This window comes from Salinicoccus kekensis (assembly GCF_900220995.1).
In the GTDB taxonomy this organism is placed as follows: Bacteria; Bacillota; Bacilli; order Staphylococcales; family Salinicoccaceae; genus Lacicoccus; species Lacicoccus kekensis.
In genome coordinates this window covers 498,257-510,373 of sequence record NZ_OBQF01000001.1, presented here as the reverse complement: position 1 = coordinate 510,373, position 12,117 = coordinate 498,257, and the positions used below count along the sequence as shown (strand labels likewise).

General features: G+C 45.1%; 18 protein-coding genes and 1 riboswitch. Of the genes, 4 read left to right on the top strand and 14 right to left on the bottom strand.

Annotation, left to right across the window (positions count from 1 at the left end; translation table 11 throughout):
* Window positions 1-71: 71 nt before the first annotated feature.
* Complete coding sequence (locus CRN96_RS02515) at window positions 72-482, top strand: rhodanese-like domain-containing protein (RefSeq protein WP_097038821.1); 411 nt, start codon at window positions 72-74, stop codon at window positions 480-482.
* A 44-nt stretch (window positions 483-526) separates the two neighbouring features.
* Here CRN96_RS02515 and gcvT read toward each other — a convergent pair whose 3' ends face one another.
* The 8 genes from gcvT to comGA form a co-directional block, all read right to left on the bottom strand.
* Window positions 527-1,609: a glycine cleavage system aminomethyltransferase GcvT gene (gene gcvT / locus CRN96_RS02510; protein WP_097038819.1), complete on the bottom strand. Its 1,083-nt coding sequence runs from the start codon at window positions 1,607-1,609 to the stop codon at window positions 527-529.
* A 71-nt stretch (window positions 1,610-1,680) separates the two neighbouring features.
* Window positions 1,681-1,768, bottom strand: a riboswitch (glycine riboswitch).
* A gap of 82 nt (window positions 1,769-1,850) precedes the next feature.
* Complete coding sequence (locus tag CRN96_RS02505) at window positions 1,851-2,357, bottom strand: shikimate kinase (RefSeq protein WP_097038817.1); 507 nt, start codon at window positions 2,355-2,357, stop codon at window positions 1,851-1,853.
* 155 nt (window positions 2,358-2,512) lie between these two features.
* Window positions 2,513-2,947, bottom strand: a complete 435-nt coding sequence (locus CRN96_RS02495) for a hypothetical protein (RefSeq protein ID WP_143544273.1) — start codon at window positions 2,945-2,947, stop codon at window positions 2,513-2,515.
* A complete protein-coding gene (locus tag CRN96_RS02490; protein WP_143544272.1) occupies window positions 2,904-3,140 on the bottom strand; it encodes a hypothetical protein in 237 nt (78 codons plus the stop codon). Before CRN96_RS02490 ends, CRN96_RS02495 begins: the two co-directional genes overlap by 44 nt.
* A gap of 25 nt (window positions 3,141-3,165) precedes the next feature.
* The gene (locus CRN96_RS02485; RefSeq protein ID WP_097038788.1) at window positions 3,166-3,609 is read right to left on the bottom strand and encodes a prepilin-type N-terminal cleavage/methylation domain-containing protein; all 444 of its coding nucleotides are present in this window, start codon (window positions 3,607-3,609) and stop codon (window positions 3,166-3,168) included.
* Window positions 3,575-3,913 carry a competence type IV pilus major pilin ComGC gene (gene comGC / locus CRN96_RS02480; RefSeq protein ID WP_097038786.1) on the bottom strand — a complete coding sequence of 113 codons (339 nt, stop codon included), beginning with the start codon at window positions 3,911-3,913 and terminating at the stop codon, window positions 3,575-3,577. The genes CRN96_RS02485 and comGC overlap by 35 nt, the downstream gene beginning before the upstream one ends.
* A gap of 17 nt (window positions 3,914-3,930) precedes the next feature.
* On the bottom strand, window positions 3,931-4,986 hold the full coding sequence (gene comGB, locus CRN96_RS02475) for a competence type IV pilus assembly protein ComGB (RefSeq protein WP_097038785.1): 1,056 nt from the start codon (window positions 4,984-4,986) through the stop codon (window positions 3,931-3,933).
* Window positions 4,949-5,941 carry a competence type IV pilus ATPase ComGA gene (comGA, locus tag CRN96_RS02470; protein ID WP_097038783.1) on the bottom strand — a complete coding sequence of 331 codons (993 nt, stop codon included), beginning with the start codon at window positions 5,939-5,941 and terminating at the stop codon, window positions 4,949-4,951. Before comGA ends, comGB begins: the two co-directional genes overlap by 38 nt.
* Window positions 5,942-6,169: 228 nt before the next feature.
* Between comGA and CRN96_RS02465 the strand changes: the two genes are divergently transcribed.
* Window positions 6,170-6,409, top strand: coding sequence for a DUF2626 family protein (locus CRN96_RS02465; RefSeq protein ID WP_097038781.1), 240 nt, complete (start codon window positions 6,170-6,172; stop codon window positions 6,407-6,409).
* A 40-nt stretch (window positions 6,410-6,449) separates the two neighbouring features.
* Here CRN96_RS02465 and CRN96_RS02460 read toward each other — a convergent pair whose 3' ends face one another.
* The gene (locus tag CRN96_RS02460; protein ID WP_097038779.1) at window positions 6,450-7,079 is read right to left on the bottom strand and encodes an MBL fold metallo-hydrolase; all 630 of its coding nucleotides are present in this window, start codon (window positions 7,077-7,079) and stop codon (window positions 6,450-6,452) included.
* A gap of 94 nt (window positions 7,080-7,173) precedes the next feature.
* Between CRN96_RS02460 and CRN96_RS02455 the strand changes: the two genes are divergently transcribed.
* Both CRN96_RS02455 and CRN96_RS02450 read left to right on the top strand, forming a co-directional pair.
* The gene (locus tag CRN96_RS02455; protein ID WP_097038777.1) at window positions 7,174-7,413 is read left to right on the top strand and encodes a DUF2759 domain-containing protein; all 240 of its coding nucleotides are present in this window, start codon (window positions 7,174-7,176) and stop codon (window positions 7,411-7,413) included.
* 65 nt (window positions 7,414-7,478) lie between these two features.
* Complete coding sequence (locus CRN96_RS02450; RefSeq protein ID WP_097038775.1) at window positions 7,479-8,207, top strand: SDR family NAD(P)-dependent oxidoreductase; 729 nt, start codon at window positions 7,479-7,481, stop codon at window positions 8,205-8,207.
* 47 nt (window positions 8,208-8,254) lie between these two features.
* Here CRN96_RS02450 and CRN96_RS02445 read toward each other — a convergent pair whose 3' ends face one another.
* The 5 genes from CRN96_RS02445 to phoU form a co-directional block, all read right to left on the bottom strand.
* The gene (locus tag CRN96_RS02445; protein WP_097038773.1) at window positions 8,255-9,214 is read right to left on the bottom strand and encodes an ROK family glucokinase; all 960 of its coding nucleotides are present in this window, start codon (window positions 9,212-9,214) and stop codon (window positions 8,255-8,257) included.
* Window positions 9,211-9,411, bottom strand: a complete 201-nt coding sequence (locus CRN96_RS02440; protein WP_097038771.1) for a YqgQ family protein — start codon at window positions 9,409-9,411, stop codon at window positions 9,211-9,213. The genes CRN96_RS02445 and CRN96_RS02440 overlap by 4 nt, the downstream gene beginning before the upstream one ends.
* Complete coding sequence (locus CRN96_RS02435) at window positions 9,395-10,816, bottom strand: rhomboid family intramembrane serine protease (RefSeq protein WP_097038770.1); 1,422 nt, start codon at window positions 10,814-10,816, stop codon at window positions 9,395-9,397. The genes CRN96_RS02440 and CRN96_RS02435 overlap by 17 nt, the downstream gene beginning before the upstream one ends.
* A 3-nt stretch (window positions 10,817-10,819) precedes the next feature.
* The gene (locus CRN96_RS02430; protein ID WP_097038768.1) at window positions 10,820-11,377 is read right to left on the bottom strand and encodes a 5-formyltetrahydrofolate cyclo-ligase; all 558 of its coding nucleotides are present in this window, start codon (window positions 11,375-11,377) and stop codon (window positions 10,820-10,822) included.
* Between the two features lie 94 nt (window positions 11,378-11,471).
* Window positions 11,472-12,116, bottom strand: a complete 645-nt coding sequence (gene phoU / locus CRN96_RS02425) for a phosphate signaling complex protein PhoU (RefSeq protein ID WP_097038766.1) — start codon at window positions 12,114-12,116, stop codon at window positions 11,472-11,474.
* Window position 12,117 lies beyond the last annotated feature (1 nt).

Below are 12,117 nucleotides of genomic sequence, written 5' to 3'. Positions count from 1 at the left end.
CCGTTGCTCGGCACCTGCAATGACTTTACCCTTTAAAAGTGATCGAAAGTTAATTATAATATTATATGTGTATGAATTTACGAGGAGGACAAGAAGTGGACACTTGGTTAATAATATTAATCATATTGGTTGTACTTATAGCAATATTATTAATAAATGGGCTTCGGAACATTAAGAATGTCAAAGCCCTGTCAGAAGATGAATTTAAACAAAATATGCGCAAAGTGCAGTTGGTGGATTTACGTGAGAAGGAGAAGTTTGAACATGGTCATATCATCGGTGCAAGAAACATCCCGATGATGAACTTTTCAATGAAGATGAACTCACTCAGAAAAGATAAGCCGATCTATCTTTACGATCAGAACGGAAGGCTTTCCATCAGGGCTGCAAGAATGCTGAGGAAACAAGGGTATACGGACATCTACATGTTGAAGAACGGCATCAACAAGTGGACCGGTAAAATAAAATCCAAAAACAAATAAAAGCAATTCTCCTTTACGGAGAATTGCTTTTATTATGCGTGGATTTAGTTTTTGTGGAAAGGTGTTTTGACGAACTTGGCATCCACATCTTTGTTTCTTACTTTGATGACGAACTCTTTGTCGATTTCGTGGAAGTCGGTATCAACCATTGCAAAACCGATTGAACGTTTTGAAGCCGGTGACTGTGTACCGCTTGTCACGACGCCGACCTGGTTGCCTTCCTTGTCGTATACTTCATAACCGGTACGTGCGATGCCTTTGCCGGTGATTTCAAAGCCTTGAAGTTTGCGGGATGCGCCTTCTTCTTTCTGCTTCTGAAGTACGTCTTTACCGATGAAGTCACCTTTGTCGAGTTTAACCGCAAAGCCCATTTTCGCTTCGATCGGAGTGATTTCTTCAGTCAGATCCTGACCATGGAGCGGCAGGCCTGCTTCAAGTCTTAAAGTGTCACGGGCACCCAGACCACATTCAACTGCGCCTTCTTCTTTGAACAGTTTCCAAAGGTCTAAAGTATCTTCGCTCTTGCAGTAAATTTCAAAGCCGTCCTCACCTGTGTAGCCTGACTGGGAAAGGATGACTTCTTTGCCGTCGACTGAGATATCTTTTTTGAAGCCGAACATCTTGATGCCGCTGATGTCTTCTTCAACGTGCTTCTGCACCATTTCTCTTGCATTAGGACCCTGAACAGCGATCTGGCCATATTCAGGAGAAACGTTTTCAACCTTCGCGTCGAAACCTTCGATTGAATTCAGCCATTCGAAGTCCGCATCGGTGTTGCCCGCGTTGACAACAAGAAGATACTCATCTTCACCGATTTTATAAGCTACGAGGTCATCGATGACGCCGCCTTTTTCATTACACAGGAAAGTGTAATGCGCTTTTTCATCAGTCAATTTTGTAATATCATTTGTCAATGCATGATTCAGGAATTCCACAGCTTCTTTACCGGATACTTTGATTTCACCCATGTGACTGACATCAAATATTCCAGCATTTTCCCTTACTGCGTTGTGTTCTTCCTTGATGCTTGAGAATTGGACCGGCATTTCCCAGCCGCCGAAATCCACAAGTTTCGCACCACTTTCATGATAATACTCGTTCAACGGTGTTTTTTTCAATTCTGCCATTGATATTCCTCCTTAAAATAGTTAAAACAGAACAACTGCCCAGTTGCCCTGTTGAATGATCTTCAGGATTGCGTCACAATACTGTTCTTTTGCCTGAGAGATTCACCTGGCGGCTTGCTCCTTCGGCGACGATTCAACGTGCTCTCCAGTATTGATCATACGCTGATTTAACTGTTATTCTGTACACTACTGTATTATACCAATAATGAGAAATGGTAGGCAAGTAATACAGTCAATTAAACTATTCTTCCGTCGATTTTTCGAGATCTTCTATGATTTCAACCGTCTCCTCCACTGACAGTGAGGCATCGACCGCATAATGGGATGCCGCCTCATAGTGAGCTATGCGGGATTCATAGAGGGCTTTCGCCGCATCATAGCCCCCTTTCAGCATCGGTCTATTTTCATCGTCCTTGATCCGGTCGTATAATGCATCAAAAGGTGCGGATAGATAATACACCGTGTGATGTCCGTTATTCTTAAGGAGGGATCTCGATTCCTCATATGTAATGATGCCGCCGCCCGTCGAGATGACGGCATCAGTGCTTTTGATGATTTTTTTCAACGACTCCTTTTCGATTTCCCTGAAACCCGCCTCACCTTCCGACTCGAAAATCGAAGGGATCGGCCGCCCTTCACTTTCAACGATGTAATGGTCGAGATCGATGAATTCTTTCTTCAACCTTTCCGCGAGCCTTCTGCCGACGGTCGTCTTGCCGCTGCCCATAAAACCTGTCAATATCATCATTTCACCTTATTCCGATTATTTGATGGATAGAGTTTTCATAAGTCAATATCAGGTTGGTCCTGATTTCTATGATCATCATATATCTATTATAAAAATGAAAGTACACGGTAATCAAATAAATCAACACTATATAAAGTGAAAAACTGATAAATCCGTCATTTTCTAATAATAATCGTTTCATCAAATTCCCCGTTCGTCTTTATCTTTAGACTCACCGCACCTTCGTCGTTTGAGATCTTCCACTCCACCACGTCGAACAGCATGGTGATGAAGCCCTTGCCGTCAATGCTCTTGATGATTCTTGAATCACGGTATCTGTACTCTTCGAGACCTCTTTCCGTCTCGAAAGCGATCGTGTCCCTTCCGTTTGTGACGATTTCTTCTGCATCCCTGGAAGCTTCGATGATATCCATTACGAGTATATCACCGTCCAGATTTACATCCACCATCTTCAGCTGGGAGAAGACACCAAACACACCGGGCAGTATAAAGGCGATCATGCTGATGATTGAGAGTGAAAATAACACCTCAATATAACTGAATCCTTCATTCCTGATAACGGAGGCATAATTCTTCTTTCGATTTACCACATATCTCATCCTGTCTGACAATATAAATTTCATTTTCAGTTTTGAATGCATCAAAATCTTCATATGCTTTCAGCTCAATGAACAGCTGCCTGTTGAATTCCAGCTGCTCTTTCGTCTTGATGTCATATTGCACCAGAACGATCAAGGCAGGCAGAAGTATGCTGGTGATGATGCCGAGCATCATCAGTGACAATAATGAATCAGCAAGCAGAAAGCCTTCATCTTTCGATTCTGAACTGGCCCTTTTGGATCTGAAACACAAAACGCACATCCTCCCCCCGGCATTTCAAATTGACTGTTCCAAAAGCGTTTGTATCTCCTGAAGCAATGTACATGAACCTCTTCAATCCGTTGGCAGATAACGTGCAGGCGGTCAGGGTATAAACGTAAGCATCGCCCCCTTCCGAAGACCTTGCAATTAACTGATTGTTCTCATGATCCATCATGACGATATGGGCAGACTCCTCATATATCGTCCTGGTCTGGGCCGCTTTGAAGAAATAGGATATATTGCTGATTTCATCATCGGTGTTCAATACATCATAGTCGGGAAGTGCGCTCACGGATATCAGCAAAATGATGCTGACGACAGCCAGTGTCAGCATCATTTCCATCATTGTAAATCCGCTAGTTCCCTGAAGCTGCCCGTTGTGCCTGACCATTTGTCACCACGATTTGAACATTGTTCGCACAAGTGGTCTGTTCACTTGTTATATATCCACCGGTCACGAGGGCACCGATATTTGCAGGATCCGACCCTTCATTCAACGTGTACGCTTCGACCTGGCTCTGAACCATTTTCACCTGTGCATCACACCCGGTGTCCTGTACATTTGAACTTTGGGCAGCAATATTTGGGATGATGAGTATAATCAACACTGAAATGACGAGGAGCACCAGAAGCATTTCTATCAATGTGAATCCCTCTTCATCTTTAATGATCTTCTTCATAAATGATTTCTTCATATTTAAATCCTCCATTTTTAACCGACGACCGACATCATTTGAAATATGGGTAAAACGATCACCAGGTAAAGACAGACGATCAGGACACCCAATACAGTGAATATCACCGGCTGAATTCTTTTAGTCAAATTTTCAATTTTCATTATTATCTTTTCAAGCGTATATTCACTGAAAATGATCAGCTCTTTGCCGACTTCGCTGTTCAGTTCTCCGTGGCTGATGAATGTTGCAAGCTTATCATCGAGTGCAGGAATATGGCTGACAGCTGCAGAGAGGGAGTCTCCCCGGTTCAGATCATTTTCGATGAGTGAAGCAATGTAACTTAAATGGACGCTCAACGATTGATTTTTAAATAATGTTATAATTTCTTTCACTTCAAGTCCGTTATTGATGAAATAACCGAATTCCCTGGAGAAGCGGTAAGTGTGATAATTGACGACATAGAACTTCACAAGGGGAAATTTGAGCAGGACTTTCAACTGACTTTCAACAGGTGTATATTTGATGATTACATAGATGAGAAATGCAATGGCGCCAACCCCGGTCAATAAAACCATCACTGCACCGGGCAGAATTTCCAGCAGGAGCGTGAGTATGCTCACCACCCCATCTGCTTCAGCACCGACTGATATATACAAGGATTGGAACTGAGGGATGACGGTATAATTCAATACGACCAGCATGACTATGAATATGCTGATCAGCACCACAGGATACTGGACCGCTTTGATCAGCTTCGAAACTGTCGCCCTCCTATTCTCCAGATAAAGTGATGATTCTTTTAAATTATTTATCATCTCTCCATGAATTTCTGCAAAAGCGATCTGCATGATGATGGATTTGCCAAAACCAAGTACTTTCAGTATCTCACTGAGTTTTTCCCCCTCGTCTATCATCCGTCCCGCCTCTTCTTTAGTACCTTGTTTCAGGACATCATACTGTTCGAGTAAAAATTTCAATGCATTGTACATCGTAAAACCGCTGTTCATCAGAGTGCTCAATTTCAAGAGGAAGTGAGCATCGTAACTGCCAAGTTTATTGGAATTTCTGACTGTAAAAAATGAACTTTTCATGATCAAGATATCCTTCATTTTTTAATGAGATGAGCCGGTCGTTTAGGTTCGCGTACTCCACCTGCCTGCCCATCAAGTAATCGTTAATCTGTGATGCAGTTAAAAATTCATATATGATGAAACTTTCAGCATCCGAGTGAAGGATTCTCTGATTGACGATAAGGGAGATGCTCTGTTTCAATTCCTCCTCATAGAGACCGAAATCCTTCAGCCTGCTGAGGGTGCTGATGGCGGATTTACTGTGGAATGTGCTGAATACAAGATGACCTGAGAGGCTCGCGCGTATCAATTCCCTTGCAATGGCCTTATCCCTGATCTCCCCGAACATCAACACATCCGGATCACACCTCAAGGCACCCTTAAGTAAAGGTGCATATGATATATCCGCTTTTTCGTTGATTTCCACCTGCACCATGCCGTCAATTTCATATTCCACAGGGTCTTCAATGCTGATCACCTGCCGTGTGCCTTCCTTTACAATTTCATTGAGCAGATTGAACATGAGTGTGGATTTCCCGGAGCCGGTCGGTCCCGTGAACAGGATGAGGCCCTGGGATAACTGCATATATTTTTTAAAGAAGTCAAATTCTGCGTCGTTTAAAAATAATGACCTGCCCTGCCGCTTGGCCAGAGAATCCAAAATTCTGATGACGACGACTTCATCCATTAAAGTGAGAGGCAATGTGCTGACCCTGATTGCCAGCTCCTCATCATTCACCTGCATCGATGTCTTACCACTTTGAGGGATCTTATGTTCATTGATATCGAGTTCAGCTATGAATTTTAAATAGTTCACTATACGCTTGAATTCATCTTTTGTAATTTCCATGAAATCTTTCATTATGCCCTTTTGCCGGAACCTCACTTTTCCGCAGTCGCTTTCAAGGATGATATGGACGTCCGTCGCCTGGCCTTTTTTAGCATTTTCCAAAATATCAATAATTTTATTTTTCATAAATGACCCTCCTACTATATATATGCCTTAAAAATGCGATTTTGATCTTTTCTGAGTTAATTCCGCAGTTTTTTCAATTCTGTATATATAAATGAGGGTTATTATAGTATTATGTAATTAACTGACAGCACATTTAATATAAAGCCTATTTACTTTACTAAATTCTTTACTTATAATTGATAGTGATGAAATGTTTATAACTATCACCTCGATGAAAGGACTGTTCCTATGGATAAGGTATTTAAAACTTTAGGTTTCTGGACAGCGATGTTTACCATTCTGTTCTATGTGGGAGATATGATGATGATGACTTTATTCTTCCTTGCACAGACAGGATTCTTCATTCTACTTGGATATATGAAATTGACAGAGAGAATGTATATGTATGTATTTGCAGCATATCTGGTGTTCTTCTTCGTTGGATTTACATACTACACGACATTTATTATGGAGCCGACATTCGGCTAAAACAAAAAAGGTTCAAACCCGAGGGTTTGAACCTTTTTTATTAATATATATACGGATTTGTCGCTTTTTCATTTTTCACCGATGTCTCCATGCCGTGGCCCGGATACACCACCGTATCGTCCTCCAGCCGGAAGAGCTTATCCTTGATCGAGCGCCTCAGCACAGCAAAGCTGCCTTCCAGCAGGTCAGTCCTTCCGACACCGCCGTTGAACAGTACATCGCCTGAAAACACCTTCTGGTCATCCCTGAGATAAAAGCTCAGGCTTCCGGGGGAATGTCCGGGCGTATGTAGTATTTCAAAGTTGAAGCTGCCGATGGAATACGGACCTTCACTCAAAATGACGGGGCTGATATCACTCTTAATTGGCTCGATGCCCATGGAGGCGCGTTTTGCGGACATATTGAGTTCAGGGTCCCTGATCCATTCCCTTTCGTCCCTGTCCATATGGACGTCCACACCGTACTTCTCATGGACAGCATCCAATGCACCGATATGATCGTAGTGTGCATGGGTCAGCAGGATGCCCGATACCGGCAGTCCAATCTCCTCCACGGCATGAAAAATCACCTCAGCCTCAGCTGCAGGGTCGATGATCAATACTTCCTCTCCATTCGACAACACATAGCAGTTCGTGCCGAGCATGCCCAGCGATAAAGTTTTCACATTCATATATAACCACTCCCTAAAATTCTTCTAGACATGGTACAATATTAATTATACAATAACAATGAGCTTAAAGAGAAATATGGGGGGTTAAAATACTATGCCTTTCTTAGACACAGGAGAATTATTTGAAATAGGCGGCGTAACGATCCGTATCGGCCTGAATGCGTTCGCATTGCTGATGATCATCGTCACTGCCTTTTCAATCTGGGGCATCGTCGGTGCACTTAGAGCAAGGAATATACTGGCTGTTGTATTCAGTATAGCCGCAACTTTGACATTCGGTTTCTTTACGGTGGCTACTATACTTACATACGGCTATCCGGAACTCGGAGCTTAAATTGTAAACATTGAGATTAGGACATCCTAATCTCTTTTTTTATACTATAGTAAGGAGAGATTTGAATGAGATATGTATTCATTACAGGGACATCCAGGGGTCTTGGCAATGCACTGCTCGAGATGTTCCAGGAAGACAAAATCATCAGCATTTCACGCAGCGAAGTGGAGACGGAGTACCCCTTACATAAGGCTTTCCATATCGATTTCCTTGATGAGAGCAGGCTGGAGCAGTCCGTGGATGAAATTTTCGCTTCCATTGTCCCTGAACCCGGCGACGAAGTATTTTTGATCAATAATGCCGGAATCGTCGATCCGGTGAAGTCGGTCGCAAACATCGATGCTGAAAGCTTCCTGAATAATTATAAGGTCAATGTCCTTGCACCTGCACTCTTCATGAAAGGGTTCGTCAACCACTTCAAAGATCATCAAGGTGCAAAGAGGATCCTCACGGTCTCAAGTGGTGCTGCACTGAATCCGACTGAAGGATGGGCGGCGTACTGCAGTTCGAAAGCAGCCGTGAACATGGTCAGTGACGTTTTGAGGCTCGAGATGGACAGGTTGAAATACCCGATTTTCAGTGCCACTTTCAGGCCGGGGATCATCGACACGGATATGCAGCAGGAAATCAGGACTTCGGAAGAGGAAGATTTTCCTGATGTCGCCCGTTTTCAGAAGTATAAGGAAACCAACAAACTATACAATAAAAAGACCGTCGCCTATGTGCTGAAACGTGTGATCACATCAGATAATTTCGCCTTCAGCGAGAGCTTCAGCATCAGCGATTTCTTATAAAGATGAAACTGTCCTCCGGCGATCCATCACCGGAGGGCAGTTTTTATTCATTCATGATCGATATATTGCGACACTATTTTTGCAGCACCGTATATCCCCGCTTCATTACCGAGTTCTGCAGGGACGATTTCAGTGCCTTCTGCTGCAGGGGGAAAAGCGTACTCTTCAAAATAAGCCCGCACCCTGCCGAGCAGAAAATCCCCTGCCCGGCTCAGGCCCCCGCCTATGATGATCTGAGAAGGGTTCGTCAGCGCTGCAAGGCTGCTGGTGCCGAGTCCGAGATAGAATGACATTTTATCCACGAGGAACAGGCTGAGCGGATCGCCGTCCTCCGCATTTTTAAAAACCGTGATGGCTTTCAGGCTGCCGTCCTCGATGTGCGGCTTGAGCACTGATGATTCGAAATCACCGGAATACTTCAACGCAAGGTTTTTGAGCCCGATAGTTGAAGCCACGGACTCGAGGCAGCCGGTACCGCCGCAGTTGCATTTGAAGTTCTCCCCCACTGCGACTTTCATATGGCCGATTTCTCCTGCACTCCCATGCGTTCCATGCACCAGGTGATGGCCGGCGATGATGCCGCCCCCCACCCCGGTGCCGAGTGTCAGCATGACGATGTCCCCACGGCCTTTTCCTGCTCCGAAAGCCTGTTCACCGAGGGCTGCAAGGTTCGCATCATTATCCACCACGGCAGTGATGCCGCTTAAGCGTTCAAACTCATGCTTGATCTTTTTAGGCGCCCGCCAGTTCAGATTGATTGCACCATTCACCGTACCCGTACTGAAGTCGACGGGGCCGGGCACACCGATTCCGATGCCCCGGCAGTCACCGTAACCCAGGCCCGATTCCTCAAGCTTTTGTTTGAAGGACATATGGACCGCTTCGAGTATGCCGCTCCCCTCCCGGCTCGTATCCGTCGGGATCTGCCATCTTTCCACCTGTTTCAGGGAGGCATCGAATATGCCGAGTTTGCATGTCGTCCCGCCTATATCTGCTGCTAAAATCATTGTTCCTCAGCCATCCTTCCATTGATTATCAAAATGGAATTCAAATATTCTTCCTTCGTTATCAGCCCGTTCCTGTGAAGCTCCTGGATCTCCATCTTCATCAGCATCAGCCTGTTGACCATGTCCCGGTCGTAAACATAGATCCCAAAACGCAACAGTATATCATTTATATATGTCAGATCATTCTTCAATTCCATTTAACTCCTCAATGATCAGCTGCAGTTCCGGGTCGCTTACGTCATCCAGCTGGCTTGCTGCGGCCTGCATCTCCTCAAACCGGCGGTGTTTACGCAGTTCCATCAAACGGTGTTTAGCGACCACTTCATTCTCCGGTGCAATTTCGTAGCTCAAATCATAGTATTCCCGGGCCTTCTCCTCTTCCCCTGCACGTTCGTACAGCGAAGCAAGGGCGAAATGAGTGACTCCGGTCTCGGCGCCATCAGCGAAAGTCTGGTTCACGATGCCGAGCGCTTCTTCATACTCGCCCTCTCCAATCGCTTCGAGCGCTGCTGTGTCCATCGGCTGTTGTCCGTCCCCGCTGTTGACGATGAAGAGAAGCGGGATCACGATCATCACGATGAACGCTGCGGCCGCCCCGAGATACCATTTCATCTGGAGCCTGTACGGATTATAGAGCACCCCGAGCAGCAGCCCGGAGATGAGACCCCCGATATGCGCATAATGGTTGACGTTGCTGAATAATGAAGAGAGCACCGCGATTGCGACCAATGCCATTGCAACTTGGGCCAGTAATTTATAGCTGAGGCTTTTATTGAGCAGGAGATGCACCACTATCACCCCGAGGAGCCCGTATACTGCTCCGCTGGCACCAAGTGAGACGGCATCAGTGAGGAACATCAGGGAAAACAGGCTGGCAAGCGTACCTGTCAATACGTATGTAAGCAGCAGACGCCACTTACCGTATAATGACTCGACAAACTTGCCCAGTATGAATAATGCAGTGATATTGAAAAGGAAATGCTCTACGCCGCTGTGCATGAATGTGCTGGTCAGCAGGCGGTAGTAATCACCAGCCAGGACGGAAGGTCGGCTCACAGCGAGCCGCTCCACCATCTCCAACGAGCCCAGTATGTTGATGTAAAAGGCATTGATCAGGAAGAGTACTGCATTGATGGCAATCAGCAGATAAGTCATCGGCGTATACTTGTTCAGATGCGATTCCAAAGGATGGGCGGACATCACTTTCCTGGCATAGTGATTTTCCGTCTTCTTGGTCTTCTGCTGCATCTCGAGCCTGAAGAAAGGATGATTGACCAGACCGCTGTAGCTGGTCATGCCTCTATGGGTGATCTTGATCCCTTCATCTTTGAGCTTTTCTTTGAAGGGTTCTGCCCCTTCATAATACACCTTGAAACTTTTTATATTGTATCCGGCAAGCCTTGAAAACTCCATATGCCGGTTCACTATATTTTCTGTCAGCAATTGCCGCCTTTCCGCCGAAAGCGTCCCGTCATTGATGAGCATCATGGTCCGGGAGCTTTCGTCCTTCAGCCAGATGATATTGTTGTAATCATCATGATTGAAGAATGAGTAATTGGTGAAACGTATGACTTCATAGGCGGTCTTCCATATTTCAGCCATTCATCAACGACCCGCTTTGGCATTCAGTTTTCTTTCGGGTGTGATGATGAAGTCCACCGGGATATCGTGGGACTCCTTCTCGACTTCACCGAACTGTTCTTCGAAGATGACGGAAACTTTATGCCCTTGGAAATCTTTCAGGAATTTATCATAATAGCCGCCGCCGTAACCGATGCGGTAGCCTTCTTCATCAAATACGAGTCCCGGCACGACCACCAGGTCGAAGTCATTGTACGGGGTGGTCACCGGCGGTATCCTGATTCCTTTTTCATCTTTTTTGACTTCATCCATGGTGGTGAAAGGATAGAAATGCATGACTTTTTCTTCGTAGTCACATACCGGGTTATAAACCTCTATGCCATCATCAAGCAGGCTCAGGATGATTTTGTCCGTATCCATCTCATGCGGCATTGATAGTACTATCCCCACTGATTTGAAGTCATTTCCTTTGATATAGTCGAGCAGCTCGGACTTCAGTACATTTTCCTGCTGCTGTTTATATTCCTCATCGAGGTTGGACAATCGCTCGATCATCTGTTTCCTTGATTCTTTTTTAGACATTCATAATCCCCACTTTCTTTTATATGACTCAATTATAAATATATATAACCTAAAAACAAAATAAAAGTATCCTTGAGGATACTTTTACAGATGATCAATCCAGTTTTTCAATTTTTTCACCGGTCATTACGAAATACACATGTTCGGCGATATTCTTCACATGATCGCCGATTCTTTCCAGATATTTGGCACAGAGCTGGCTCTGTCCGGTGACGAACAAGTCCGTCTCCTCGAATATGTCGGAAGTGGTGACGTGGACGAACAGGCTGTCGATATCTTTATCCCGCTCATAAACTTCCTCACACAGCGAAGCATCCTGTTCCTGGTAAGCCGTATAGACATCCTTCAGCATCAAAGTGGCGAGCTGCTCCATCGTGCTCAGGCGGAGCAGCAGTTTTTCATTCGTTATTTTCACCCGTTTCCTCACTTCGCCGAGGTTGCTGATGTTATCACTGATGCGCTCGAGGTCGTAGGCGATCTTGATGCTTGAGATGATGATGCGCGTATCCGTTGCGACAGGTGCCTGTGTCGTGATCAGTGTGACGGCATGTGAGTTGATGTTATACTCCAGCCTGTTGACTTCCTTATCACCTGCCACCAGTTCCCTCGCAGGGGTGATATCCTCCCTGCTGAGCAGACCTGTCGCCCCCTGCAGACGTTCATAACATATATGGCCGAGGTCTATGACTTCATTGACCAGGGACTGGAGGTCATTTGTATATTTTTCCCTGTAGGACATA